This window comes from Kitasatospora sp. NPDC001175 (assembly GCF_053598215.1).
Window position 1 is genome coordinate 1 of sequence record NZ_JBSFJU010000083.1, and the last position, 26,789, is coordinate 26,789.

Genomic DNA, 26,789 nt, shown 5'->3' on the forward strand with positions numbered 1-26,789 from the left:
GATCGTCTCCACCCTGACCGGCTCGATCACGGATGAGCTGCGCACCGCCGAGTACTGGGTGCGCCACGTCCGCGAGGCCGTCCGCTTCCACGACGCCATCCAGGCCCTGGAGCGCGAAGGCGTCCACACGTACCTGGAGTTGGGCCCGGACGGGACCCTCTCCGCGATGGGCCAGGAGTGCGTGAGCGAGGACGCGGTGTTCACTCCGCTCCTGCGCCGTGACCGTGCCGAGGAGCAGAGCTTCACCCTCGCACTGGCCGGGCTGCACGTCCGTGGCACCAGGCTCGACTGGGAGGCCGTGTTCGCGGGCACCGGCGCGCGGTGCGTCGATCTGCCCACCTACGCCTTCCAACGGCAGCACTACTGGCCGAAGCCGTACACCGGCTTCTTCGGTGACGTCACCGCGGTCGGTCTGGGGGCGGCCGACCACCCCCTGCTCGGCGCGAGCGTCGCCCTGGCCGACGCCGAAGGCCAGTTGTTCACCGGCCGCCTCGGCCTGGACACCCACCCCTGGCTGGCCGACCACGCCGTGATGGGTGCGGTGCTGCTGCCGGGGACCGCCTTCGTGGAGCTCGCGATCCGGGCCGGCGACCAGGTCGGCTGCGGACACCTGGAAGAACTCGCCCTGGAGACCCCGCTCGTCCTGCCCGAGCGCGGCGGGGTCCAGCTGCAACTGGCCGTGAGCGCACCGGACCGGGACGGCCGCTGCCGCCTCACCCTGCACTCGCGGCCCGAGGACGCGGCGGGTGACCTCCCCTGGACGAGGCACGCCACCGGTGTGCTCTCCGCCGCCACTGGCGGCACGGGCCCCGACCTTGCCGAATGGCCGCCTCAGGGCGCCGAACCGGTCGAGGTGGACGGCCTGTACGAGGGCTTCGCCGCACTCGGCTTCGCCTACGGCCCCGCGTTCCAGGGGCTGCGGGCCGCCTGGCGACGCGAGGGCGAACTGTTCGCCGAGGTCGCGCTGCCCGAGGAGGTCAGGACGCAGGCCGCGGCCTTCGGCCTGCACCCCGCGCTGCTCGACTCGAGCCTGCACACCCTGGGCCTCGGCGGTCTGCTGGCGGACACCGGCCAGGGAAGGCTGCCGTTCGCCTGGAGCGGCGTCACCCTGCATGCCACGGGTGCGGCCGAACTCCGGGTACGGATAAGGCCGTCGGGTCATGACGCGCTGGCGCTGGAGCTGGCCGACCCGGCCGGCCGACCGGTGGCGGAGATCCAGTCGCTGGCGCTGCGCCCGCTGACGCCCGAGCAGCTCGGCGCGAGCGGCGGCGGCAGGGACGACGCGCTGTTCGCACTGGAGTGGGCCGCCGTCCCCGCCACCGCCGCGACCGCCGGCAGCTGGGCCGTCCTCGGCTCCCACGCGCCGGAGCTCGCGGCGGAGGGAGCGGCCGCCTACCCCGACCTGGACGCGCTGGCGGTGGCCGTGGCAGCGGGCACCCCGGTCCCGGACAACGTCCTGGTGTGCTGCCCGCCCGCAGCCGCGGACCAGGACGCGGCACAGGCCGCCCACCTGGCGGCCGGCTGGGCGCTGGAGCTGATCCAGACCTGGCTGACGGAGGACTTCACCGCCACCGCGCGGCTGATCATCGCCACCCGCGGGGGCGTGTCCACCCGGCCGGACGAGGACGTGCCGGATCTGGCGGCCGCCGCGGTGTGGGGCCTGGTCCGCTCGGCCCAGACCGAGAACCCGGACCGGATCGTCCTGGTCGATCTGGACCAGGACGGCGCACACCGGGCGCTGTCCGCCGCAGCGGCCGGGGTCGAACCACAACTCGCGCTGCGAGCAGGCGAGTTGTACGCACCCCGGCTCGCCAGGGTGGCGCTACCGGAGCTGACCGGGCTCGCCGACCCCAACCCGAGCGGCACGGTGCTGCTCACCGGCGCCACCGGCTCCCTCGGCCGGCTGCTGGCCCGTCATCTGGTCGCCGAGCGCGGTGTGCGCCGGCTGCTGCTGGCCTCCCGCCGGGGCGAAGAGGCGGAAGGCGCCGCCGAGTTGAAGCAGGAACTGGCCGACCTCGGCGCCGAGGTGCGGCTGGCCGCCTGCGACGTGGCCGACCGGGACGCCCTGGCCGCGCTGCTCGACAGCGTGCCGGCCGAGCACCCGCTCACCGCCGTGGTGCACGCCGCCGGCCTGCTCGACGACGGCGCCGTCGCCTCCCTCACCAGGGAACGGGTCGACCGGGTGCTGCGCCCCAAGGTGGACGCGGCCTGGCACCTGCACGAGCTGACGAAGCAGCACGGGATCTCCTCCTTCGTACTGTTCTCCTCGATGGCCGGCGTCTTCGGCGGCCCGGGCCAGGCCAACTACGCCGCGGCCAACGCCTTCCTGGACGCCCTCGCCGCCCACCGGCGGGCCCAGGGCCTGCCCGCCACGTCGCTGGCCTGGGGTCTGTGGGAGCAGGACGGCGGAATGGGCGGCACGCTCGCCGAGGCCGATCTGCAGCGCCTCGCCCGCGGCGGGGTGGCTCCGCTCTCCGTCGAGGACGGCCTGGCGCTGTTCGACGCCGCCGACGCGCTGGACCGGTCGCTGCTGGTCCCGGTCAGGCTGAACCTGGCCGGTATGCGGGCCCACGCGGCCGCGACCGGACAGGTGCCGGCGCTGCTGCGCGGACTGCTGCGGGTCCCGGCGGCCCGCAGGTCGGCCACGGCGACCGTGGAGTCGGCCGACGCCCTGACCGGGATGCTGGCCGGCCGCACCGAGCAGGAGCGGGAAGCCGTGCTGCTCGACCTGGTCCGCACCCACGCCGCCGCGGCACTCGGCCACTCGGCCCCGGAGGCGGTGGACGTCGAACGCGCCTTCCTGGAACTGGGCTTCGACTCGCTCACCTCGGTGGAACTGCGCAACCGGCTGGCCCTGGCCACCGGTCTGCGGCTGCCCGCCACCCTGCTGTTCGACCACCCGACCCCGAGGCTGCTGGCCGTCCGGCTGCGCGACCAGCTGGCCGCCGCGGCGTCCTCGGAGCCGGTCGCCGAGGAGGCCCGCCCACTGGGCACCATCGGCACGCTGCTGCGCGGTGCCGCAGAGACCGGCCGCAGCCGGGAGTTCATGGAGCTGCTGATCGCGGCGTCGCGGTTCCGGCCGTCCTTCGAGCACGACGAGGCGGCCGACCTGGCGCCGGAGCCGGTCCGGCTGGCCGACGGGGCCGAACGGCCCGTACTGGTCTGCCTGCCCTCGCTGCTGGCGATCTCGGGCCCGCACCAGTACGCCCGGATCTCCGCGGCGTTCCGCGGCCGGCGGGCGGTCCGCGCACTGCCGCTGCCCGGATTCCGGGAGGATGAGCCGCTGCCGGCCACCGCCGAGGCGGTCGTCGAGGTCGTCGCGCAGGGAACGCTTCGGGCGGCCGGGGGAGCCCCCTTCGTGCTGCTCGGCCACTCCACCGGCGGTCTGGTGGCCCAGGCCGCGGCGGCCAGGCTGGAGGAGTTGGGTACGGGCCCGGCGGCCGTGGTCCTGGTGGACACCTACTCCTTCGAGAGCGAGGCCGGGGCCGACGGCGCGGGTGCGGGTGCCCGGGTCGAGGACGTGCTCCCGGCGCTCACCGGCGCGATGCTGGCGCGCGAGGGTGCGTACGTCCCGATGGACGACACCAGGCTCACCGCGATGGGCGGCTATCTGCGGCTGTTCGCCGATCGCCGGCCCACCGGAACCGCCGCGCCCACCCTGCTGGTGCGCGCCGTCGACGTCCTGGCGGCCCCAGGACCGGACGGGGTGGCCGAGGCGGCCGTCCGGGCCTCCTGGCCGCTGGAGCACACCGCGCTGGACGGTCGCGGTGACCACTTCACCGTGATGGAGGAACACGCCGCCGCCACCGCCGAGCTGATCGAGAATTGGCTGCGCGAGGTGTGCTGACCGTGCTGAGGTGGTGAGAGACGTACCGCACCACCCGCTCCGACCGCTGTCCCGGCCCGACCCCCGACGGGCCGGGACAGCCCCGGTGGACCTCCACCGGACAAGACTTGGCAAGCCGTCACACTCAGGAGAGACGAGAACCGATGACCACGCCCACCAGTGCCGAGTACGATCTCTGGATACGCCGTTTCCACCAGGCCCCCGGCAGCAAGGCGCGGCTGCTCTGCCTTCCCCACGCCGGCGGATCCGCCAGCTTCTACTACCCGGTCTCGGCGGCGCTGTCACCCGGGATCGAGGTCCTCGCCGTGCAGTACCCGGGCCGTCAGGACCGCCGCAGCGAGCCGAGCATCGGCACCATCGCCGAACTGGCGGACCGGGTCCACCGGATGGTCGCCACCCTGGACGACCGGCCGCTGGGGATCTTCGGCCACAGCATGGGCGCGATCCTCGGCTTCGAGCTGGCCCGCCGGCTTGAGGCGGACGGGCGTGGGCCCGCCGTGCTCTTCGCCTCGGGCCGGCGCGGCCCGGGCACGCACCGGGAGGAGACCGTCCACCTGCGCGACGACGACGGCCTGGTCGACGAGCTCAAGGGGCTCAGCGGGACCAACACGGCGCTGCTCGGCGACGAGGAGATCCTGCGGATGATCCTGCCGGCGATCCGCAACGACTACCGGGCCATCGAGACCTACCGGCGCATGCCGGGCGAGCCGCTGAGCACCCCGATCGTGGCGCTCACCGGCGACGAGGACCCCAAGGCCACCGTGGAGGAGGTCAAGGCCTGGGCGGAGGAGACCACCGGCGAGTTCTCGCTGAGCGTCTTCCCCGGCGGCCACTTCTACCTGGCCACCCACCAGAAGGCGGTGCTCACCGAGATCACCGACCACCTGGCCGCCCACACCGGCTGACCCCTCGCGGGGCACCCCGGAACACCGGAAGGGCGCGGGGAACCGCGCGGGGAACCCACCTCTGCGGAGGGTTTCCCGCGCGGCTCCCCGCGCCCCGGGCGGATCGCCGATCGGACGCCGTCAGGCGTAGGAGGCGCTGCTGCCCGTCGACACCAGGCACAGCTCGCCCGGCAGATCGCTGCGTCGGGTGACCTTGAGCTTGCGGTAGACCCGGGTCAGGTGCTGCTCCACCGTGCTGACCGTGATGAAGAGCTCCCGGGCGATCTCCCGGTTGGTGTGGCCGAGCGCCGCCAGCGAGGCCACCCGCCGTTCGGCGTCGCTCAGATCGCCAGCGAGCACAGTGGCGGAGGCCGTCTGCGGCACCTCCTCGCGGACGTCGCAGAACATGCTGGACAGGCCGCGCAGGATGGGCTCGGCGGAGTGCTCCTTGGCCAGCTGCCAGGCCCGGTTCATCATGGTCCGGGAGCGCTTGTGGTCGCCCAGGTTCTGGTAGGCGTAGCCCAGGTCGGCCAGCGCCAGGGCCAGTTCGACCGGGGAGTCGCAGCGCTGGAGCTCGTCCACCGCCTGGCGCAGCATCGAGGGACGGTGGCGGAGTTCGGCGACGGCCGCGCCCAGCCGCAGCGCGATGCCGCGGGAGCGGGACGGACCGGGCTGCAGCCGCTTGAACTGCTCGTCGATCAGGACCTTGGCCCGCTGGTGGTTGTTCATGCTCAGGTGGACCCGGGCGGCGGCCGCCCGCCACGCCACCACCGTCGGCAGGTCGATGCCCCACTCCTGCATCATCTCGCCGCAGATCAGGAAGTCGTCGAGGGCCGCGTGCGGGTTGTTGGTGGCCAGCCGGTACTCGCCCCGGGCGTGCAGGTAGTGCAGCCCGTAGCGGGACTTGTAGATGGCCTGCGGCACCGGACGGCTCAGCAGTTCCGCCGCGTCCTCGTACTTGCCCATCGCGGTCTGGGCCATCAGCAGGACGGCCATCGGCAGGCCGATCGTCACGCCCCAGCCCGGCCAGGGCATTTCCTCGAGGGCGGTCTTGGCGAAACGTTCCGCCTCGACCAGCCGGCCCTGCCGGAAGGCGATCTGGCTGCGCAGCGCCAGCAGCGGTGGCCGCCAGCCCTCGGCGGCGCGGCCGATCCGGCTGAGCAGCTGGTCGCAGCAGACCGCCGCCCGGTCGAGCTGGTCGCCGTAGATCAGTGCGAGCAGGGCGAACTCGACCTGCTCCCAGGAGCGGTAGCTCAGCCTGATGGTCCTCAGGACCTGCTCCGCGCCGAGGAAGGTGTTCTCGCCGGCGCAGCCGCTGAGCACCTCGTCGAGTACGGCGGCGGCCTGCAGCTGCGGGTCGGCCCGGACCGCGGCGGGGGCGCGGTCCGCGTTGACGTTGGTGGGTCCGAAGGGCGGCAGTTCGGCCAGCGCGCCGGGGTAGGCGCTGGCGAGCAGCAGTTTGACGGTCTGCAGTTCGGCGGTGGTACGGCCCTCGGCCGGGCGCCCCGGGGCGGCCAGCAGGTGGTCGAGAACGGCCGTCGCCTCGGTGATCCGGCCGTGCCGCAGCAGGTACTTGACGACCACTACGCTGTGCCGGTCGCCGAGGTCGCCGGCCCGCAGGGCGGCGGTGAGCTGGGGCAGGTGGCGGGTGGCGTTGCCGGCCTGGAGCTGCCACTCGACGCCGGCCAGCAGGATGAGGACCTCGCCGCGCGCCCGGCGGTCGGCGCAGACCCGGTGGGCGTGCTCGACACAGCGCCTGGCCAGGTCCGCGTCCCCGTCGAAGAGCGCCTGGCGGGCGACGTCGCACAGTACCCGGGTGCTCCAGGCCTCGCCGGGCTCGTTGGAGGCCAGCAGCCGCTCGGCGATGGCCCGTTCGGGTGCTCCCTGGGTGTACAGCAGGTGGGCGGCGCGGTGCTGCAGCTTGCTGAGGTCGTCCGCGTCGGTGTCGTGCAGGACGGCGGCCCGTACGGCGGGGTGCCGGAACTGCCCGTGCTCCAGCAGGCCGGCCGACTCCAGGCCGCGGATGACGCACTCCACGGTGGCAGGGGAGAGGTCGAGCAGCTGCCCGAGCAGGTGGGTGGTGCAGCTCTCGCCGAATACGGCGATCCCGCGGGCCACCGCCAGGGCGGAGGGTTCGCTGCGGTGCAGGCAGCTGACGACGGCCTGGGAGAAGGCGTACCCGGCGCCCAGTCTGGACGGGCGCTGCTCGGACGGCAGCCGGGTGCAGGTGCGCAGGTCCTCCAGCAGGGCGTGGACCAGCAGCGGGTTGCCGCCCGTCAACGCGTCGAAACGGGACGCCAGTTCGTCGGCCCGCTCGGCGTCGAGCCGGGACTCCAGCAACTGCACCACACCCTGGTGGGTGAGCGGGCCGAGCAGGATGCGCCGGCAGTTCGGCTGGCGCAGCAGCTCGGCGTGGAAGGCGGGGTGGGGATGCTGTGCCGAGGTGCGCTCGGTGAGGACCACCGCGATCGGGGCGGTGCCGAGTCTGCGGATCAGGAAGAGCAACCACTGGAGCGAGAGCGTGTCCGCATGGTGGACGTCGTCCACGCAGATCAGCAGCGGCCCGGCGGTGGAGAGTTCGAAGAGCACCGCGCACAGTTCCTGGACCAGGTCGGTCGGGAGCTGCCATGGTTCCTGCCCGGGTCCGGTGGGTGCCGGGTGCTGCGCGGCCGCGCGTTCACTCATGGCGAGCAGGAGCCGTACCTGCTTGCTGCGTTCGGCGGCGAGCGGGGCCTGCCTGAGCAGCTGTCCGACGATACTCAGCGGCGTACGGCATTCGGCCTGTGCCCCGACAGCCCGTAGTGCGGTGACGCCCGAGCGGCTGGCCTCCTCGCAGAGGGCGTTGAGCAATCCGGATTTACCGCTGGCAACCGGGCCGACCACCAGGCCGACCGAGCCTGAGCCTTGGAGTGGGTCGGCGCTGAGCCGGGTCAGGAGCCGCAATTCCTCGCTGCGTTCGATGAGGCCGGAACGGGCCGTCATGTAGTGGACTCCTTGCTTCAGGTCCCGATGCCCGCCCATGGAATGTCCGTGGAGGGGAGGACAGCGCCGTGGGCAGGGTCTGTTCTGAGAGTGAGAAGGGTGCCGGTCTGCCGTCGTCTCAGGTGAGTGGGCGACAGGGCTTTGGCAGATCAGACCGCAGGAGCGGTTCGCCGTCTGGAGACGAGAATTGATGACACAGTGGTTCCCCCGAATGAGCTGGCAGTCGCCAAGGCGGTTGAATACCAGACAAGCGGACAGGTTTATCCGGCGTTCAACCATTAATTTATGGCGAATTCATGTCCGCGCACTCCAGGCGCAGCCGTGCTCAGCCGGCGCCGCCGATCAGGTTGCGGGACAACTGGTCTGAACATAACACTTTCGCGGCCTGATGGACGATGCATGCCGTCAGGAAGCGATCAGTAATTGAAGGGCCTAGGAGCAGTAGGGGTGGCGGTAGGGGGTGCGCAGGGGCGCTGGATGCGCTCTCCTTGGGGGCGTTGACCCAGCAATTCATGACAAATCGGACAAAGTTCATGTGTGTCCAGTGTGTGGGACGTGGCGCCTGGAGTTAACCTTCGAGGCTTAGCACCTGCCGGTCAGTCAAAAACCGTTCATCGCTGCGTCAAACCTGCGGGATTCAGCCATCTCGATGCCGGAATCGGACTGTCCCGTAATTGTCACGGTGCATATGCGAACGGCCGGTCCGCTGCAGCGCTTTGCTGCGGCGGACCGGCCGTAAGGGCTGGTCAGGAGCGTTGTGCCGGCACCCGGTGGGCGTTCTCGTTCTCGGTGTGCACCTCGAGGCGGAGCGAGAGGCGGCAGCGCCGGCGGCCCGCCGAGGAGAGTTCCAGGTAGGTGCCGAGATGGCCGACGATCCGGTCGGCGGCCGACTTGGAGACCCCGAACAGGGTGGCGACCTCACGCATGGTCAGCTGGGTCCGCCAGTAGGTGGTGACCAGCAGTACCCGGTCCTCCAGGGAGAGCGTCCAGCGGCGCCCCGCCCGAGGGCCGTCGGTCTCGGCGCGGGTCCGCAGAGCATCCAGCAGGTCCTCGAACTCCTCCTCGGCCAAGCCGGTGAGGAGCTCCACCCAGGTGCGCTCCGATGCGTTGATCAACTGTGTCATGGCCAGCCCAATGGTGCCCTGCCGGGCTGTGTGCAGCCCTGCCATCCCCCACCCAACACCGCAACCGTTCCCCCGTCCGCCCCGCTCGACCCGGCACCCCTACCCCCGTAGGGGGCGCTCACTCCTCCGGCAGGAGGATCGGCGCGATCTCGTCGAAGACGTCCCCGGGGCCGGGGTTGGCGGGATGACTCGTACCTCCCAGGGCGTCGACGACACCCCAGACCGCGTTGAGCGCCGTCGTGACCGCCCCCTCGGCGAAGCCCGCCGTCCATGACACATCGTCACCGGCCAGGAAGAGGCCGCGCTGCTCGGCGGGGAGGCCGTGCTGCACGAACTGGGTGAAGAGCCGGCGCTGGTAACGGTACTGGCCGGGAAGGTTCGCCTTGAAAGCACCCATGAACAGGGGCTCGGTCTCCCATGTTACCGAGACGGGCGGGCCGCTGATGTGCTGTCGGATGTCGACTTCGGGGTAGATCCTGTGCAGCTCGGCGAGCAGTCGCTCCAGCCGCTGCTCGTCGTTCAGGGTGGCGACCTTCAGCGAGTCGTCGTTCCAGGTGTAGGAGAGGCAGATCACCCCGGGCCGCTCTGGACCGTCGTCGAACAGGTAGACCCCGCGCGGCATCCGGTCGGTGAGCGTCATGCTCATCAGGTCCTGGCCGGTGCGCGGGTCGCGGTCCAGCCAGAACGGACGGTCGGTGAGCACGAACATCTTGGAGGCGCCCATGTAGTGGGTGCGTTCGACCGCGGTCCACTGCGGCACCGAGAGCAGCGCCGGGTCGCAGTCGATCCGGTTCAGCAGTGTCCACACGTGCGGAGTGAACACCACCGCCGGGTAGGTCTCCACCGAGCCCTGCTCGTCCTCGACGGTGATCCCCCCGGTCGCCCGGCGCAGCGCCGTCACGGCCGGCCTGGGCCGGCCCTCGTGCAGGGAGGCGAGCGAGGTGCCGGCCGGCCAGTGCGCCGCGCCCTCCGCACCCAGCGTCCACAGCCCGTCGACCAGCCGTCCGGTGCCGCCGACGATGCTCACGTGCTCCTCGTCGGCGGCGGTGAAGACCACCCGCAGCACCTCCAGCACGGAGTTGGGGAAGTCGGTGTCCCACCCGCCGGAGCCGAAACCGACCTGCCCGAAGATCTCGCGGTGCCGGAACGAACGGAAGTGCGGCGAGGCGGCGAGGAAGCCGTGGAAGGACTGGTCGTCCAGGGTGCGGACCATCCGGTTCCACACCGCCTTCAGCAGCGGGACGTCCCGGCGCCGGACGGCGTCCTCCATCACCGCCAGCTCGGCCTCCTCCCGCAGGGTCTTCTCCCAGGCGTCGGCCACCTCCTGGTAGACCGCCGGGAGGTCATCGACGGTCCGGGCCAGGTGCCGCTCACCGCCCAGGTGCACCAGGGTGCTGGAGGTGTGCGGGGAGAGCGGGTTGGGGAACGGGCGGGTCCGGAGCCCGAGCAGGTCGATGTAGTGGAACAGCGTGGTGGCCGAGACCGGGAAGCGCATCGCCCCCATCTCGGCCACATAACCGGGATCGGCCTGGAACGGCACCGCGCGCATCCGGCCGCCCAGCTCCCCGGCCTCGTACAGCACCGGGCGCAGCCCCAGCCGCATCAGCTCGTACGCCGAGACCAGGCCCGCGATCCCGCCGCCGACCACCGCCACCGGCGTGCCGTGCCGCTCCTCGGGCAGCGCGCCGATCCCGGCCGGGTGGCGCAGCCAGTCGTCGTAGGGGAAGGGGAAGTCGGGGCCGAACATGGTCAGCGGAGCGGTCGTGGAACGCGTCGCGGTCCGTGCCGCGGGCATCGCCGGGAGCTCCTGGGAGCCGAGGGGAGTCAGGGACATCTGGGACACCTTTCGGGGCCCGGTCCGCGAGAGCCCAGCCGCTCAGCCCAGCCGGGCGGGCGGGCCCTCGTAGAGCTCGGGGCGCCGGTCGTGGAGATAGGGGGTGTCGGCGCGCGCCTTCGCCACCACGGCCGGGTCGACCTCCGCCAGCAGCAGGCCCTCGACGGGCTCCGCCAGCGTCTGCCGGGTGCCGTCCGGGGCGGCCACGGTGGTCAGACCGCAGAAGTCCAGGCTGAGCCGCTCGCCGATCCAGTTGGTGTAGGCGACGTAGAGCTGGCTCTCGAACGCCCGGGCGGGGACGATGGTCCGCGCGACGAACTCCCACGGCCGCATCAACGCCGTGGGGACCACCAGCAGTTGGGTGCCGGCCAGGGCGTGGGCGCGCACCGCCTCGGGGAACTCGACGTCGTAGCAGACCAGCAGGCCCACCTTCAGTCCGCCGAAGTCCGCCTGCACCACGCCGTGGTCACCCGGTGCGAACCGGGAGCTGTCCACCTCACCGAACAGGTGCGCCTTGCGGTACGCGGCCAGGGTCGTGCCCTCGGGGGAGACCAGCCGGGCCGCGTTGTAGACCGCGGAACCGGTGTCCTCCGGCCAGCCGTGCACGATGGCGATGCCCGCCTCCCGGGCGATCACCGACACGGCCGCGCAGAGCGGCCCGTCGACGGGCTCGGACACCTCGGCGAGCGTGCCGGGGCGCAGCGGGTACCCGCCCAGGGTCATCTCGGGGGCGACGAGCAGCTCGGCTCCCGCCTCCGCCGCGCGGACGGCCGCCTCGCGCAGCCGGTCCAGCAGTTGCGGAACGTCGGGGGAGCCGGCCGCGGCCTGCCAGCAAGCAATCCTCATCGCGAGCACCCTCTCCCGGTAGCGGTGGAGTCATCCGGAGCGGTCGTTTCCGCGCCGAAGCTATGCGGATGCCGCGGACCCGGACAACCCCTAAGTCGCCCCTACCCCACAGCATTTGCGCTGGCCACGTCGGGTAGCGCGGTTGTGCGGCCGGGCCGGCGCCGCCGGGCCGGCCGGATGATCCACGGCATCTCAACCGCCGGGCCGGGCAGGCGCTTCACCGCACCCGCCGAGCTTAGCTTGATCTTTGAGCCTCCTCCTCGGCCCCGACGCGGCGGGGCCGAGGAGGAGGCTCAAAGATCAAGCTTAGGGGGCGTAGGGGAGCGGACAGGGGTAGCGGGCGAGGCGGCCGTGATTAGGCTCGGAGGCGACGCCGACCACCGAGAGAACGGGCTGAGATGACGACCGGTGAGCCGCGGAGCAGCGCGACCGTCTTTCCCGCCATGGGCCCTTCGCGGTTCGCCGACTTCGGCAGATTCATGATCGTGAACGCCGAGGCCAGGGAGCGCTTCGCCGTCGCCGACGAGGTCCTCGGCTACAGCGTCTTCGACGCCCTGCGCGAGAGTGACGACGACTACGCCGAGGTCGCCCAGGTGACCTCGTTCGTCACCTCGCTCGCGCTGGTCGAGTGGAGCGACAAGTCCCGCTCCGAGAACGCGGGTTACTGCGCGGGCGTGAGCTTCGGCAAGATGGCCGCCGCCGCCCACGCGGGCGTGCTTCCCTTCGACCGGGCCGTCAGCCTGGTCGCCGAGACCGCCCGCTGCGAGCACGACTACTTCACCGAGCAGCACAGGGACATCGTCACCCACTCCTTCGTCAAGGTCCCGCGCGAGACCCTGGACGAGCTGCTGGCCGAACTCGCCGACGCCGGCGAGTGGTTCGAGATCTCCTCGTACCTGGACCACGACCTGTACATGGTCTCGCTGAGCGAACGGGCGCTGGACGGGTTCAAGGAGCGGATCGGCGCGGTGGGCGGCTACTCCCTCTACACCATGCGCCCGCCCGCCCACGCGAGCATCTTCGGTCCGCTGCGCGAGCGGATCGAGCAGGACATCCTCTCCGGCTACGAGTTGAGCGACCCGCGGATCCCGATCGTCTCGGACCAGGACGGCTCCCTGGTCACCACCGCGGAGCAGGCCCGCGAGTGGATCCTCGGCGGGTACGTCCGCCCGATGCGCTGGCCCGGGATCGTCGAGACCCTGGCAGCCGAGGGCGTCGAGCGGATCAGCGTGGTCGGCCGGGACCGGCTGCTGCGCCGCCTGAAGTGCACCGTGGAGAACTTCGCCACCACCACGATCGCACCCGAGTCGGCTCTCCGGCCCGTCGGCTGACGGCCCGAGAGCGGAAGGCGGAACCCTTGTCGAACAGCTCCGGCGGACCGGGCAGCACCCTGTACGCCACCAGCGACCTGCACATCAGCTACCAGGAGAACCGCGAGATCGTCCGCGGCCTGCGTCCGCGCGGCCCCGAGGACTGGCTGATCATCGCCGGTGACATCGGCGAACTGGTGGCGGACATCGAGTGGACGCTCGGCCTGCTCGCCGAACGCTTCGCCACCGTGGTCTGGGCCCCCGGCAACCACGAACTGTGGACCCACCCCAGCGACCCGGTGAAGCTGCGCGGCGTGGCCCGCTACCGGCGCCTGGTGGAGCTGTGCCGGGGACTGGGCGTGCACACCCCGGAGGACCCGTACCCCGTCTGGCAGGGCGAGGCGGGACCGCTGCGGATCGCCCCGCTGTTCGTCGGGTACGACTACAGCTTCCGGCCGGCCGGCGCCACCAGCAAGGAGCAGGCGCTGGCCCGGGCGCACGAGACCGGTGTGGTCTGCGCCGACGAGTACCTGCTGCACCCGGACCCCTACCCGAGCCGGGAGGCCTGGTGCCGGGCCCGGGTGGCCGAGACCGAGGAGCGCCTGGCGGCTTGCGACCCGGCGGTGCCGACGGTCCTGGTCAACCACTATCCGCTGGTCCGCCAGCCCACCGACGTCCTGTACTACCCGGAGTTCGCGCAGTGGTGCGGCACCACCGCGACCGCCGACTGGCACACCCGCTTCAACTGCGCGGCGGTCGTCTACGGACACCTGCACATTCCCCGGGTCACCCACTACGACGGGGTCCGCTTCGAGGAGGTCTCGGTGGGCTACCCGCGCGAGTGGCGCCGCCGGGGCAGCGCCGCCCCGAACGGCCTGCGGCAGATATTCCCGGAGGTGGCACGGTGATCGAACGCATTCTGCCCTCGATGGTCGCCTCGGCCGAGACCACGGCCGAGGACGAGCCGATCGAGCTCTTCCCCGAGGAGGCGGCGCACATCCGGCGGGCCGTGCCGCGCCGGCAGGGCGAGTTCCGCGCGGTGCGGGCCTGCGCCCGGCGGGCGCTCGCCGCGCTCGGACATGCCGCCGTCCCGCTGCTGCCCGGTGAGCGGGGTGCGCCGAGCTGGCCGGAGCAGGTGGTGGGCAGCATGACCCACTGCCTCGGCTACCGTGCCGCCGCACTGGCCCCGGCCGCCGAGGTGCTCACCATCGGCATCGACGCCGAGCCGAACGAGCCGCTGCCCGAGGGCGTGCTGGAGGCGGTCGCCCGACCCGAGGAACTGCCCCGGCTGAAGGAACTCGTCGACGCGGTCCCGGACTTGTCCGCGGACCGGCTGCTGTTCAGCGCCAAGGAGAGCGTCTACAAGGCGTGGTTCCCGCTGATGCGCCAGATGCTCGACTTCTCCGAGGCGACCCTCACATTCGGCGCCGACGGCACCTTCGCGGCCCGCCTGCTGGTACCGGGACCGACGGTCCGTGGCCGGCGGCTGCCGGGGTTCGAGGGCCGCTGGCTGGCCGATGACGGCCTGGTGGTCACGGCGATCACCGTACTGCACTCCTGACGTGTGCCACCGAGCGCCCGCAGGACCGAACACGTAGACCCGCCCGTCGAATTGCCGCGACCGCGACCGGCGGCGTCGGCCGCCGGGCACGAGAAGGAAGAGAAGCCGATGGCGGCAAAGATCCTTGCGGAGACTTCGGTCGTGACCCTCGCCGAGTTCGAACAGGACACCCTGCGGATAGCGCAGGTCCTGCGGGAGCGGGGAGTCGGGCTCGGCGAACGGGTGCTGTTCAAGGCCGGGAACTCGATCGCCTACGTCTCGGTCCTCTTCGCCCTGATGCACGTGGGAGCGTCCGTCGTCCTGGTGGACCAGCAGGAGAAGCAGGACACCACCGCCGCCATCATCCGGCGGGCCGGGACCAAGGTGGTGCTGGTGGACGACGACGCCCCGGTGCCCGCCGACGCAGACCCGGTCCACCTCTACGAACTCCTCGCGGCCGCACCGGATCTGGAGGTGACCGACCGCCAGCTCTGCTTCGACGCCTGGTGCGACCTGGACGACGCCCTGATCATGTGGTCCTCCGGATCCACCGGCGAACCCAAGGGCATCGTCAAGAACGGCGGCCGGTTCCTGAAGAACCTGGAGCGCAACGCCCACCACATGGGCCACAACGCCGACGACGTGCTGCTGCCGCTGCTTCCCTTCTCGCACCAGTACGGCCTGTCCATGGTGCTGATCGCCTGGATCGTCCAGGGCTCGCTGGTCATCGCCCCGTACAAGCGCGCCGACCGCGCGCTGCGGATGGCCGGGCACTTCGGCGCGACCGTCGTCGACGCGACCCCGGCGACCTACCGCAGCATCCTCACCATCCTCGGGCAGCGGCCCGGGCTCGGTTCCTCGCTGGACGCGGTCCGGATGTTCTGCAGCGGCGCGGCCCCGCTGGACCAGGCGCTGGTGGAGCGCTACGTCGAGCGTTTCGGGCTGCCGCTGCTGGACAGCTACGGCAGCACCGAGGCCGGCAACGTGGCGTTCGCGACCAGCGACAACCCGGTCTCCTGCGGCCAGGTGATGGACGGACTGCGGATCCGGGTGGTGGACGACGAGGACCGCGAGCTGCCGCCGGGCGAGGTCGGTGAACTGCTGGTCGAGACGCCCGACGTGATGATCGGCTACCTCACCCAGGACGGCGGGATCGACCCCGTCGACCAGCAGGTCTTCCGGACCGGCGACCTCGGCTACCTCGACGCCGCGGGCAACCTCTTCGTCCTCGGCCGCAAGTTCGCGGTCCACCGCAACGGCTACACCCTCTACCCCGAGATCGTCGAGCGGAAGGCAGCCGCCGGCGGCTGCTCCGCCCGGATCGTGCCGTTGCCCGACGAGCGCCGGGGCAGCAGCCTGGTCTTCTTCGTGGAGGACGAGCAGCTGCGCGAGGCCGCCTACTGGCGGCAGTTCCTCGACGAGCTGCTGCCGGCCTACGAGCAGCCCAACCGGGTGGTGGTGCTGGAGCAGTTCCCGCTCAACCGCAACGGCAAGCCGGACAAGCGGAAGATGACCGAGCTCGCGCTCGCCTCGTCCTGACGCCACGTCAGTCCAGCAGTCCGCGCTCCATCGCGGCGAGCACGGCCGCCGTCCGGTCCGACACGTCGAGCTTCTTGAAGACCCGCAGCAGATGGGTCTTCACGGTCGCCTCACCGATGTGCAGCTGCCGGCCGATGTCGGCGTTGGTCAGCCCGCGTCCGACCAGTAGCAGCACCTCGCGCTCCCGTCCCGAGAGCGCCTGCGGCTCCTGCGCCCTGGCCCGGAACAGCTTGCCCGCGACGGCGGGGGAGAGCACCGTCTCACCCCGGGCCGCGGCCCGGACGGCGTCGATCAGGTCCGCCCGGGAACTGCCCTTCAGCAGGTACCCGGCGGCACCGGCCTCGACCGCGCGCAGAATGTCGGCGTCGCTCTCGTAGGTGGTGACCACCACGACCTTGGGGCGCCGTGAGTGCGCCAGGATCCGCGAGGTCGCGGTGACCCCGTCCATCGCCCCCATCCGCAGGTCCATCAGCACCACGTCGGGATCGAGCGAGGCGGCCAGCACCACCGCCTCCTCCCCGCCCCCGGCCATCCCCACCACGGAGATCCCGGGCGCGGACTCCAGCATCGCCGACAGGCCCTCCCGCACCACGGGATGGTCGTCGGCGATCAGGACGGTGATCGGCTGCGGGCTCGTCGCCGGCGGGATCGTCGGCTGGGTCATCGGCTGCCTCCATGGACTCGGTGCTGTCGGACCGAATCCTTCCGTACGCGGCCATCGAACAGATGATCGACCCTTGCCTGAGTGGTGCAGGGACGGCGGGGGACCCGCGTGGGCGGGCGGGGTCGCCGAGGTGCGGTTCCGGAGACGGCGTGAAAGCGTGGAAGGGTCTCCGGCACGACGGCATTGGAGTGATCATGGGGATTGGTGACAAGTTCCGGGACAAGGCCCAGCAGCTCGAGGACGAAGCCAAGGAGATGCTCGGGAAGCGCCCGAAGAAGGACGAGGCCCAGCGGAAGGCCGCCCAGGCCCAGCAGCAGGGCGAGGAGAAACTGGACGAGCTCAGGGACGATATCGAAGGCCAGAAGTAGTCGCGAGCCGGCGGTCCGTCGTTCTCCTGCCGCCCCGGTGCCGGTCGAGTCGGACCGGCACCGGGGCGGTCCTGCCGTCGGGGCCTTTGGCGCTTGCGGGCGGCCGGCTCCGTGCAGGACGGCCACGGCCGGTCGGCCGCTCTCGGCGGCGATAAAGGACGGGCGTTCCAGCGCTTTCGCACCTACGCTCATCCGCATGCCGAAGCACGAACACGACGACCGGTCCTTCCCCACCCACGTCGCGGCGCTGCCCGGTGTGGCGGCAGTGGCGCTGGGCGGCTCGTGAGCCACCGGGACGCACGGACCCGACAGCGACTGGGACTTCGCCGTCTACTACCGCGGGGCGTTCTCGCCGCAGGACGTGCGTGCGCTCGGCTGGCCGGGAGAGGTCTTCGAGATCGGTGGGTGGGGCGGCGGGGTGTTCAACGGCGGTGCCTGGCTGGAGGTCGACGGGCGGCGCATCGACGTGCACTACCGGGACCTCGACGACGTCGAACTCCGGCTCGCGCAGGCACGGGAGGGCCGCTTCCACGTCGAGCGGCTGCTGTTCCACCTGGCCGGGATCCCGAGCTACCTCGTGGTCGCGGAGCTGGCCGTCAATCAGGTCCTGCAGGGCGTGCTGCCGCGGCCGGACTACCCCGAGGCACTGCGGCGGCAGGCACCCGGGCAGTGGTGGGGCGGCGCCAGGCTCACCCTCGACTACGCGCGCGCCGCCCACGCCGGGCGGGGCCGGCTCACCGACTGCGCCGGTGCGATCGCGAGCGCCGCCTGCCAGGCGGCGCACGCCGTCCTGGCGGCCCGGGGTGAGTGGGTCACCAACGAGAAGACGCTGCTGGACCGCGCCGGGCTACGCGGTGTCGACCGGATCATCGGCGGCCTGACCACCGAGCCGCAGGTGCTGGCCGCGGCCATCGACGAAGCGGCGACGCTGCTGGAGGACGCCGTCGAGCGGGCCTGAGCGGCGGGTCAGCCCAGCGGGACCCGGACGTCGACCGCGGTGCCCCGGCCAGGCGAACTGGAGACCTCCACGGTGCCGCCGATCTCGGCCACCCTGGCGCGCATGCCGCGCAGCCCGTACCCGTGGTCCTCGTCCTGCTCCGGGTCGAAGCCACAGCCGTCGTCCTCCACCAGCAGGCGTACCGCGGCATCGGTGAACTCGGCGTGCAGCGTGACGTGTTGCGCGCGGGCGTGCTTGCGGACGTTGGCCAGTGCCTCCTGCGCGGTGCGCAGCAGGACCACGCTCACCGCGGTGGGCAGCGGGAACTCGGTACCGTCGGCGCGGTAGTCGACGGCGAGGCCGGTCTCGGCGGCGAGGGACTCGCCCTGGCGGCGGACGGCCTCGCCGAGCGAGTTGCCGCGCAGCGCGACCGGGGTGAGGGCGGCGACGAAGCCGCGGGTCTCGGCGAGGTTGTCGGTGGCCGAGCGGGCGGCCAGGGCCAGGTGCTTGCGGGCGACTTCGGGGGAGTCCTCGAGTTCCGAGTCGGCGGCCTGGATCAGGGCGATGATGCTGGTCAGCCCCTGCGCCAGGGTGTCGTGGATCTCCCGGGCCAAGCGTTCGCGCTCGGCCGCGATCCCGGCCTGGCGGGAGAGACGGGCCACCTTCTCCCGGTTCAGCTCCAACTCCTCGATCAGCCGGGCGCGGTCGCGGCTCTGCTCGACCACCCTGGTGATCCACAGCCCGAGCAGGACCGCGAGCGCGATGCCGAGCAGGGTGGTCGGCAGGATGCCGAGCACCGCGGACCCCGGATCGCCGCTGGTGGCCCAGACCAGCGCCAGCGGAACGAGGTTGGCCAGCAGCACCACCACGATCCCGAAGGCCGAGGGCAGACACATCAGCAGCATCGGGCAGATCGCGAACAGGGCGAACGCGCTGTTGAGGTCGAGCGCGGTGGCGAGGCCGAACAACGCGATCAGCCCGAGTGCGAACCACCGGCTGCGGCGGCCGGACTTGACCCCGCCGAGCATCAACGGCCGGCCGAACCCCGCGTACCAGGGGACGATCAGGGTCAGCACGGCGACCGCCCCGGCCAGGCGGCCGGGCGGGCTCTGGGAGGTCAGCAGGAGACCGGCGGTGACCAGGTAGGAGAGCCCGAAGTAGGCGTCCCAGAGCCCGTACCAGCGGACCACCGGGTCCAGGCGGTCGGTCGCTTCCGCTGCGGCGCGGTCGGCCGGCGGGTGATCGGTCAGGGGCTGGTCAGAGGCGCTTCGAGATGGCACGCTGACCAGTCCTACCACGCCGCCTCCGCCGGCCGCACCGCACCCGTCCCGTGGGGCCCGGCCGTCGTGGAGTGTCCACCGATCGGTGGACAACCGGTTCAACTGGCCGGTTGTTTCGGGGCATCCGCTCTCTTCCTAGCCTGGGAACAGCTGAGAAACAGCGATGGAAGCAGTCGGCTGACAAGTCCTCTGGAGTACAGGCGCAATGAGCGGATTCATGATCACACTGGTGGTCAGCGGAACGGTCCTGCTGGTCATTTTGGGCAGTGACCTCGGCCGCCGGCGGATCACCAACATGCGGCTCATCCGGCCGCTGATCGCGGTGGCGGTCGTCATGGTGCTGTTCTTCCACGCGCCGAAGCTGGGCGGGAACGACCTGTCGCTGCAACTGGTCGGGATCGGGATAGGCATCATTCTCGGGCTGACCGCCGGCGCGATGCTACCGGCGCACCGGGATGCCGACGGGCAGGTTTACACCAGGGCCGGAGTGCTGTATGCACTCTTCTGGCTGGTGATGTCGGCAGCCCGGGTGGTCTTCGTCTACGGAATCGAGCACTGGTACACCGCTGACATCATCAAGTTCGCCATCAAGTACCGGATCAGCGGTCCCGAGGTGTTCTCCAATTCGCTCGTACTGATGGCACTCGCAACGGTGCTCGCACGGACGGTGGTCGTGATGAACCGCCGCCGTCGGCTCCGGATCTCCGCCCGATAGCACTTGGTTAGGATCTGAGCGTGCGTCATTCGGAAACCCTTCGACTTCGTCCGCCACGGCATCGGGTGGAGCGTCGTGCCATCGCCTGGTGGACCGTCCAGTCCTCGCTGATTCCCGTACCAACCATGCTGGTCGTGGGTGCCCTGTACCTGCTGATCCCGCCCGCGCGCTTCGTCTTCGGCTGGATCTTCCTGGCGGTCGCGCTGCCCGGGATCGCGTACATGGCGGTCATGCCGCTGTGGCGCTACCGGGTCCACCGCTGGGAGACCACCGACCAGGCCGTCTACACCGCCACCGGCTGGCTCTGGCAGAAGTGGCGGGTGGCGCCGCTGTCCCGGATCCAGACCGTCGACACCGTACGCGGCCCGCTCGAGCAGCTGTTCGGGCTCTCCGGGATCAAGGTGACCACGGCCTCCGCCTCCGGCGACCTGAAGATCCGCGGGATCGACCACCGCAAGGCCCTGGACGTGGTGGAGCACCTGACCCAGGCCACCCAGGCCACGCCGGGAGACGCGACATGAGTGACGAAGAGGTGGCCTGGCAGCGGCTCAGCCCGCGCCTGATACCGGTCCACCTGAGCTGGCTGGTCGCCCCCGTGGTCACCGGCGCGGGCACGCTGATCGGCACCGGCGGAAAGGTCAACCTGCAGGCGCTGATCACCCTGGTCTCGTTCACCATCGCCTTCGCGATCGTGGCCGGCGTCAACCTGATGCGCTTCCTCACCACCGGCTACCGGATCACCGACCAGCGCCTGGAGCTCCGCTCCGGCCTGCTCTTCCGCAGCCGCCGCTCGATCCCGCTGGACCGCATCCGCAGCGCCGACATCACCGCCCGCCCGCTGTACCGGGTCTTCGGCCTCGCCTCGGTCAGCATCGGTGCCGCCGCCCACGGCGGTTCGGCCAACCGCAAGCTCTCCCTGGACGGCGTCCCCCGGGCCCAGGCCGCCGAACTCCGGCAGGACCTGCTCAACCGGCGGGCCGCCCTGCTCGCCGACCCTGGCACGGCCGCAGGGTTCGACGAGAGCGCCCCGATCGCCGAACTCCAGCGCTCCTGGCTGCGCTACGCCCCCCTGACCATCTGGGGCGTCGGCGGCCTGTTCGCCGTACTCGGCATCAGCTACCGCACCCTGCACGAGATGCAGATCGACCCGCTCAAGCTCGGCATCGTCCACGACCTGGTGCACGCCTTCACCTCGGTCCCGCTGTGGCTCGGCATCCTGGCCCTGCTGCTCGCCGTCGCCGCCCTCGGCACCCTCGGCGCGGTCGGCCTCTACATCGAGGGCTGGTCCGGGTTCCGGCTGGAACGCGAGGACGGCGGCATCCTCCGGGTCCGCCGGGGCCTGCTGATCCACCGCTCCGTCTCCATCGAGGAACGGCGGCTGCGCGGCATCGAGCTGGTCGAACCCATGTTGCTGCGCTGGGGCGGCGGCGCCCGCCTGCACGCGATCGCCAGCGGCCTCGGCTCGGCCGAGGAGAACCGCACCCGCGGCGCCCTGATGCCCCCCGCACCGCGTGCCGAGGTCCTCCGGGTGGCCGCCGACGTCCTCGGCGAGCAGGAGTCCCCGACCGGCCTCGCTCCGCTGCGGCCGCACCCGAGGGCCGCGCTGCGCCGCCGGATCAACCGGGGGCTGATGGTGACCGCCCTGGCCACGGCCCTGTTCGCGGTGCCCGCGATCTGGCTGCCGGGCGGCTGGCGCACCGGCTTCCTCACCACCGCCGGGATCACCGCCGCCGTCCTGCTGCCCGCGGTCTCCCTGCTGGCGATGGACGCCTACCGCACCCTGGGCCACGGCATGTCCGGCGGCTACCTGATCGCCCGCTCGGGCACCTTCGCCCACCGTACGGTCGCACTGCGGCGCGAGGGAGTGATCGGACTGACCGTCAGCCGGTCGTTCTTCCAACGCCGGGCGGGCCTGCTCACCCTGACCGCGACCACGGCCGCCGGCAGCGGCGGGTACCACGTCCGCGACCTCGCCACCGAGGAGGGGCTGGCCTTCGCAGAGGAGGCGGTACCCGGACTGCTCACGCCGTTCCTGGAGCGGCACAACTGAGACCGACCGGCAGTAGGGCCCGCGGCACCGCCCACGCTCCCTGCTGCCGGTCGGTCGGAAGCGGATTTCCCAAATCGCCCCGGCGAGGTATTGTCGGGCGATTGCGGGGAATGAATTCCCGAGAACGATCCGCAGAATCGCTCGCCGTCGACCGGCGACCCCGGAAAACAGGGGTCGCCGGTCGAAATCGTAGGGGTGCTTAGGGGTCCCTTAGGGGCTTTCTGGTGCTTGCTGCCCGTGACAGGCTGACCAAAGGTCTTGGATGCCGTCTGCTGGGTAGTGGAGCGCGTGATGATGAACCAGTCCGAGGGTTTCATTTCGGAGCCGGACGGTGCGGGTGTCGGAAAGCCGGACGTATTTCCGTCCTGGCGGCAGCAGCTGGCCGAAATGCCCGAGGCGGAGCAGCAGCGGCTGCTGCTGAACCTGGTCCTCGACCAGGCGAGGGAATCCCTGCGCGGAAAGTCGTCCGCCATCGTCGGGGCCGACCGGCCCTTCCTGGAGTTCGGATTCGACTCGCTGGCCGCCGTCGACCTCCACAGCCGGCTCACCTCGGCCACCGGACTGAGCCTTCCGGTCACCCTGGTCTTCGACCACCCGACCCCCGCCTCGCTCGCCCGGCACCTGCACTCGGAAATCCTCGGCATCACCGCCGAGACCGGAATTCCCGAGTTCCACGCGCCCGTTCACGACGAGCCGATCGCCATCGTCGGTATGGCCTGCCGATTCCCCGGCGACGCCCACTCGCCCGAGCAGCTTTGGCAGCTCGTCGCCGACGGCGTCGACGCGATCTCGGCCTTCCCTGCCGGCCGCGGCTGGGACATCGGCAGCCTCTACGACCCGGACCCGGACCACCCCGGCACCAGCTACGCGCAGCACGGCGGCTTCCTGCACGACGCCGACACCTTCGACCCGGGCTTCTTCGGGATCTCCCCGCGCGAGGCCCTCGCCATGGACCCGCAGCAGCGCCTGCTGCTGGAGACCGCCTGGGAGGCCTTCGAGCGGGCCGGCATCGACCCGGGCACCCTGCGCGAGTCCCGCACCGGTGTCTTCATCGGCGCCGAGGCACAGGACTACGGCCCGCGCCTGCACGAGGCGGACGAGGGCATGGAGGGCTACCTGGTCACCGGCAACGCCGCCAGCGTCGCCTCCGGCCGCCTCTCCTACACCTTCGGCTTCCAGGGTCCTGCGGTCACCATCGACACCGCCTGCTCCTCCTCGCTGGTCGCCCTGCACCTCGCCGTGCAGTCGCTGCGCCGCGGCGAGTGCGGCATCGCCCTGGCCGGCGGTGTCGCCGTGATGGCCAACCCCGGCTCCTTCATCGCCTTCAGCCGCCAGCGCGGCCTCGCCCCCGACGGCCGCTGCAAGCCCTTCGCCGCCGCGGCCGACGGCACCGCCTGGGCCGAGGGCGCTGGCATGCTGCTGGTCGAACGGCTCTCTGAGGCCCAGCGCAACGGACACCCGATCCTGGCCGTCGTCCGGGGCACCGCGATCAACCAGGACGGCGCCTCCAACGGCCTCACCGCTCCCAACGGCCCGTCCCAGCAGCGCGTCATCCGGCAGGCGCTCGCCGACGCCGGGCTGACGGCCGACCAGGTGGACGCGGTCGAGGCGCACGGCACCGGTACCCGGCTCGGCGACCCGATCGAGGCCCAGGCCCTGATCGCCACCTACGGCCAGGACCGCCCCGAGGAACGCCCGCTCTGGCTGGGCTCGCTGAAGTCCAACATCGGCCACACCCAGGCCGCCGCGGGCATCGGCGGCATCATCAAGATGGTCATGGCGATGCGCAACGGCGTCCTGCCGCGCACCCTGCACGTCGACCAGCCCACTCCGCACGTCGACTGGTCCGCGGGCGCCGTCGAACTGCTCAGCGAGGCCCGGCCCTGGCCGGAGACCGGCGAGCCGCGCCGCGTCGGCATCTCCTCCTTCGGCATGAGCGGCACCAACGCGCACGCCGTGATCGAGCAGGCCCCGACGGCCCAGGAACCGGCCGCCGCCCCGGACGGCACCGTCGCCCCGGCCGTGCGGCCGTGGGTACTCTCCGCCAAGACCCCCGAGGCGCTGCGCGCCCAGGCCGAGCGCCTGCGCACCCACCTGGACGCCCACCCCGAGCACACCCCGGCCGACCTCGGCCACTCCCTCGCCACCACCCGCGCGAGCTTCGAGCACCGCGCCGTCCTGGTGTCCGGGGAGCACGAGGAGTTCCGGCAGGCCCTGGACGCCCTCGCCGAGGGCGCGGGCGCCGCCGGGACCGTCCAGGGGACGGTCACCGACGGCCGGCTGGCGTTCCTGTTCACCGGCCAGGGCAGCCAGCGCCTCGCCATGGGCCGCGAACTGTACGAGACCTTCCCGCCTTTCGCCAAGGCACTGGACAAGGCCTGCGGCTACCTCGACCTGCAGCTCGAACACCCGCTGCGCGAGGTCCTGTTCGCCCCCGAGGGCTCCGCCGAGGCCGACCTCATCCACCGGACCGCCTACGCCCAGCCCGCGCTGTTCGCGATCGAGGTCGCGCTGTTCCGCCTGGTCGAGTCCTGGGGCCTGCGGCCGGACCTGCTGGCCGGCCACTCGATCGGCGAGTTCGCGGCCGCGCACGCCGCGGGCGTGCTCTCGCTGGAGGACGCCGCGCTGCTGGTGGCCGCCCGCGGCCGCCTGATGCAGCAACTGCCCGCCGGCGGCGCCATGGTGGCGGTCCAGGCAACCGAGGACGAGGTCCTGCCGCTGCTGACCGACGAGATGGGCATCGCGGCCGTCAACGGGCCGACCTCGGTGGTGATTTCGGGCGCCGAGCAGGCCGTCCTCGCCCTCGCCGAGCACCTCGCCGCCCAGGGCCGCAAGACCAAGCGCCTCACCGTCAGCCACGCCTTCCACTCGCCCCTGATGGACGGCATGCTCACCGAGTTCCGGCGCTGCGCCCAGGTGGTGACCTACAAGGCACCGGCCGTCCCGATCGTCTCCACCCTGACCGGAGACGTCGTCCCCGCCGAGGAGATCCGCACCCCCGAGTACTGGGTGCGCCACGTCCGCGAGGCCGTCCGCTTCCACGACGCCATCCAGGCCCTGGAGCGCGAAGGCGCCCGCACCTACCTGGAGCTGGGCCCGGACGGTGTGCTCACCGCCCTGGGCCAGGAGTGCGCCGGCGAGGACGCGGTGTTCGTCCCCGCCCTGCGCGCCGGCCGCCCCGAGGTCCAAACGCTGACCTGGGCCGTGGCACAGGCACACGTCCGGGGCGCCGCCCTGGACTGGGACGGCGTCTTCGCGGGCCAGGGCGCCCGCCGGGTCGACCTGCCCACCTACGCCTTCCAGCGCGAGCGGTACTGGCTCGGCGCCGGCAGCCCGGCCGGGGACGCCGCCGCCATCGGCCTCGGCACCGCCGACCACCCGCTGCTCGGCGCCGTGGTCTCGCTCGCCGACGTCGACGGCTGCCTGTTCACCGGCCGCCTCTCCCTCGACAGCCACCCCTGGCTCGCCGACCACGCGGTCATGGGCACCGTGCTGCTCCCGGGCACCGCCTTCGTCGAGCTCGCCGTACGGGCCGGCGACCAGGTCGGCTGCGACCTGGTCGAGGAACTCACCCTCGAAGCACCGCTGCTGCTGCCCGCCCAGGGCGGGGTGCAGCTCCAGATCGTGGTCAGCGGCGCCGACGAGAACGGCAGCCGCTCCTTCAGCCTGCACTCCCGCACCGAGGGCGCCCAGGCCGAGGAGCCCTGGACGCGGCACGCCACCGGTGTGCTCACCGTCGCGGGCCCGACCGCCCCGGCCGAGCTCACCCAGTGGCCGCCCGCCGACGCCCGTGCGGTGGACGTCCAGGAGATCCACGCCGGCCTGGCCGAGGCGGGCTTCGGCTACGGCCCGGTCTTCCGCGGCCTGCGGGCCGCCTGGCTGCGCGACGGCGAGATCCTCGCCGAGATCGCACTGCCCGCCGAGGCACAGGCCGACGCCGCCCGCTTCGGCATCCACCCCGCCCTGCTGGACGCCGCCCTGCACGCGCTCGGCGCCGACCCCTTTGACGGCGCGGTCCAGGGCGGCCTGCCGTTCGTCTGGAACGGCGTCACCCTGCACGCCACCGGCGCCGCGGCGCTGCGCCTGCGGGTCACCCCGCTGGGCCGCGGCGAGGTCGCCCTGGACCTCGCCGACGGCGCCGGCCAGCCGGTGATGACGGTCCGTTCGCTCACGCTGCGCGAGATCTCCGAGGAGCAGCTGAAGAGCGCCCGCGCCGGCCACCTGGAGTCGCTGTTCCGGGTGGAGTGGACCACCCTGCCGGTGTCGGCGGCCTCCGCGGGCCGCTGGGCGGTCCTCGGGACCGACCCGTTCGGCGCCGGGATCGAGAGCTTCGCCGATCTGGCGGGACTCGGTACGGCCGTGGACGCGGGGCTGGCGCTGCCGGGCGAGGTGTTCCTCGCACCGGCCGGCGCCGACTCGGCCGCGGACACCGCCTCGGCCGTCCGGTCCGCGCTGCACGGTGTGCTCGCCACGGTCCAGGAGTGGCTGGCGGACGAGAGGTTCGCCTCCTCCCGCCTGGTGCTGGTGACCCGCGGCGCCGCGGCCGGCGGCGACGACCTCGTCCACGCCCCGCTCTGGGGCCTGGTGCGCTCCGCGCAGCTGGAGAACCCCGACCGGCTGGTGCTGGTCGACCTCGACGCCGAGGGCGTCTCGGGCGAGGTCCTGGCGGGCGCACTCGCCAGTGGGGAGCCGGAGTTCGCGATCCGCGAGGGCGTCGTACGGGTCCCGCGCCTGGCGCGGGTGGCGGCGGTGTCCGACACGGCCGGGCCGGTGTTCGATGCGAGCGGTACGGTCCTGGTGTCCGGTGCGTCCGGGATGCTGGGTGGGCTGGTCGCGCGTCATCTGGTGGTCGAGCACGGGGTGCGCAGT

Annotated in this window: 16 protein-coding genes and 2 pseudogenes; 12 read left to right on the plus strand and 6 right to left on the minus strand. The window is 72.2% G+C overall.

The window, feature by feature from the left end; translation table 11 throughout:
* Both ACWDAK_RS35520 and ACWDAK_RS35525 read left to right on the plus strand, forming a co-directional pair.
* Positions 1 to 3,847: type I polyketide synthase (locus ACWDAK_RS35520; RefSeq protein WP_449806533.1), on the plus strand; the 3,847-nt coding region annotated here is incomplete at its 5' end.
* Between the two features lie 143 nt (positions 3,848 to 3,990).
* Positions 3,991 to 4,752: a thioesterase II family protein gene (locus ACWDAK_RS35525; RefSeq protein WP_344641064.1), complete on the plus strand. Its 762-nt coding sequence runs from the start codon at positions 3,991 to 3,993 to the stop codon at positions 4,750 to 4,752.
* A 120-nt stretch (positions 4,753 to 4,872) separates the two neighbouring features.
* On the opposite strand, the gene ACWDAK_RS35530 is transcribed toward ACWDAK_RS35525, so the two are convergent.
* The 4 genes from ACWDAK_RS35530 to ACWDAK_RS35545 form a co-directional block, all read right to left on the minus strand.
* Entirely contained in the window at positions 4,873 to 7,713 is a 2,841-nt protein-coding gene (locus ACWDAK_RS35530; RefSeq protein WP_344641063.1) for a helix-turn-helix transcriptional regulator, read from the minus strand.
* Positions 7,714 to 8,459: 746 nt separating this feature from the next.
* A complete protein-coding gene (locus tag ACWDAK_RS35535) occupies positions 8,460 to 8,837 on the minus strand; it encodes a helix-turn-helix domain-containing protein (protein ID WP_425557859.1) in 378 nt (125 codons plus the stop codon).
* 118 nt (positions 8,838 to 8,955) lie between these two features.
* Entirely contained in the window at positions 8,956 to 10,632 is a 1,677-nt protein-coding gene (locus ACWDAK_RS35540; RefSeq protein ID WP_427395799.1) for a flavin monoamine oxidase family protein, read from the minus strand.
* Positions 10,633 to 10,713: 81 nt separating this feature from the next.
* On the minus strand, positions 10,714 to 11,526 hold the full coding sequence (locus ACWDAK_RS35545; protein ID WP_425557858.1) for a carbon-nitrogen hydrolase family protein: 813 nt from the start codon (positions 11,524 to 11,526) through the stop codon (positions 10,714 to 10,716).
* A gap of 389 nt (positions 11,527 to 11,915) precedes the next feature.
* Between ACWDAK_RS35545 and ACWDAK_RS35550 the strand changes: the two genes are divergently transcribed.
* The 4 genes from ACWDAK_RS35550 to ACWDAK_RS35565 all read left to right on the plus strand — a co-directional run bounded on the left by ACWDAK_RS35550 (position 11,916) and on the right by ACWDAK_RS35565 (position 15,906).
* Entirely contained in the window at positions 11,916 to 12,848 is a 933-nt protein-coding gene (locus ACWDAK_RS35550) for an ACP S-malonyltransferase (protein ID WP_427395796.1), read from the plus strand.
* 26 nt (positions 12,849 to 12,874) lie between these two features.
* The gene (locus tag ACWDAK_RS35555; RefSeq protein WP_344641060.1) at positions 12,875 to 13,735 is read left to right on the plus strand and encodes a metallophosphoesterase family protein; all 861 of its coding nucleotides are present in this window, start codon (positions 12,875 to 12,877) and stop codon (positions 13,733 to 13,735) included.
* Positions 13,732 to 14,388, plus strand: a complete 657-nt coding sequence (locus ACWDAK_RS35560) for a 4'-phosphopantetheinyl transferase family protein (protein WP_344641059.1) — start codon at positions 13,732 to 13,734, stop codon at positions 14,386 to 14,388. Before ACWDAK_RS35555 ends, ACWDAK_RS35560 begins: the two co-directional genes overlap by 4 nt.
* Positions 14,389 to 14,496: 108 nt before the next feature.
* Complete coding sequence (locus ACWDAK_RS35565) at positions 14,497 to 15,906, plus strand: class I adenylate-forming enzyme family protein (protein WP_344641058.1); 1,410 nt, start codon at positions 14,497 to 14,499, stop codon at positions 15,904 to 15,906.
* A 7-nt stretch (positions 15,907 to 15,913) separates the two neighbouring features.
* Here the strand turns inward: ACWDAK_RS35565 and ACWDAK_RS35570 are convergent, their stop codons facing one another.
* Positions 15,914 to 16,570, minus strand: a complete 657-nt coding sequence (locus tag ACWDAK_RS35570) for a response regulator transcription factor (RefSeq protein WP_344641057.1) — start codon at positions 16,568 to 16,570, stop codon at positions 15,914 to 15,916.
* A 194-nt stretch (positions 16,571 to 16,764) separates the two neighbouring features.
* Here ACWDAK_RS35570 and ACWDAK_RS35575 point away from each other — a divergent pair, with 194 nt between their 5' ends.
* Together ACWDAK_RS35575 and ACWDAK_RS35580 are read left to right on the plus strand one after the other, a co-directional pair.
* The gene (locus tag ACWDAK_RS35575; RefSeq protein WP_344641056.1) at positions 16,765 to 16,938 is read left to right on the plus strand and encodes a hypothetical protein; all 174 of its coding nucleotides are present in this window, start codon (positions 16,765 to 16,767) and stop codon (positions 16,936 to 16,938) included.
* A 196-nt stretch (positions 16,939 to 17,134) separates the two neighbouring features.
* Positions 17,135 to 17,896, plus strand: a pseudogene (locus ACWDAK_RS35580) (nucleotidyltransferase domain-containing protein).
* 8 nt (positions 17,897 to 17,904) lie between these two features.
* On the opposite strand, the gene ACWDAK_RS35585 reads toward ACWDAK_RS35580, so the two are convergent.
* A complete protein-coding gene (locus ACWDAK_RS35585; protein ID WP_344641054.1) occupies positions 17,905 to 19,155 on the minus strand; it encodes a sensor histidine kinase in 1,251 nt (416 codons plus the stop codon).
* Positions 19,156 to 19,372: 217 nt separating this feature from the next.
* On the opposite strand from ACWDAK_RS35585, the gene ACWDAK_RS35590 reads away from it, so the two are divergent.
* From ACWDAK_RS35590 to ACWDAK_RS35605, 4 genes and pseudogenes are all read left to right on the plus strand, one after another.
* A complete protein-coding gene (locus ACWDAK_RS35590; RefSeq protein WP_427395797.1) occupies positions 19,373 to 19,870 on the plus strand; it encodes a hypothetical protein in 498 nt (165 codons plus the stop codon).
* Between the two features lie 20 nt (positions 19,871 to 19,890).
* A complete protein-coding gene (locus ACWDAK_RS35595; protein WP_344641052.1) occupies positions 19,891 to 20,391 on the plus strand; it encodes a PH domain-containing protein in 501 nt (166 codons plus the stop codon).
* The gene (locus ACWDAK_RS35600; protein ID WP_344641051.1) at positions 20,388 to 21,920 is read left to right on the plus strand and encodes a PH domain-containing protein; all 1,533 of its coding nucleotides are present in this window, start codon (positions 20,388 to 20,390) and stop codon (positions 21,918 to 21,920) included. Before ACWDAK_RS35595 ends, ACWDAK_RS35600 begins: the two co-directional genes overlap by 4 nt.
* A gap of 486 nt (positions 21,921 to 22,406) precedes the next feature.
* Positions 22,407 to 26,789: pseudogene (locus ACWDAK_RS35605) on the plus strand (type I polyketide synthase); the annotation flags it as partial.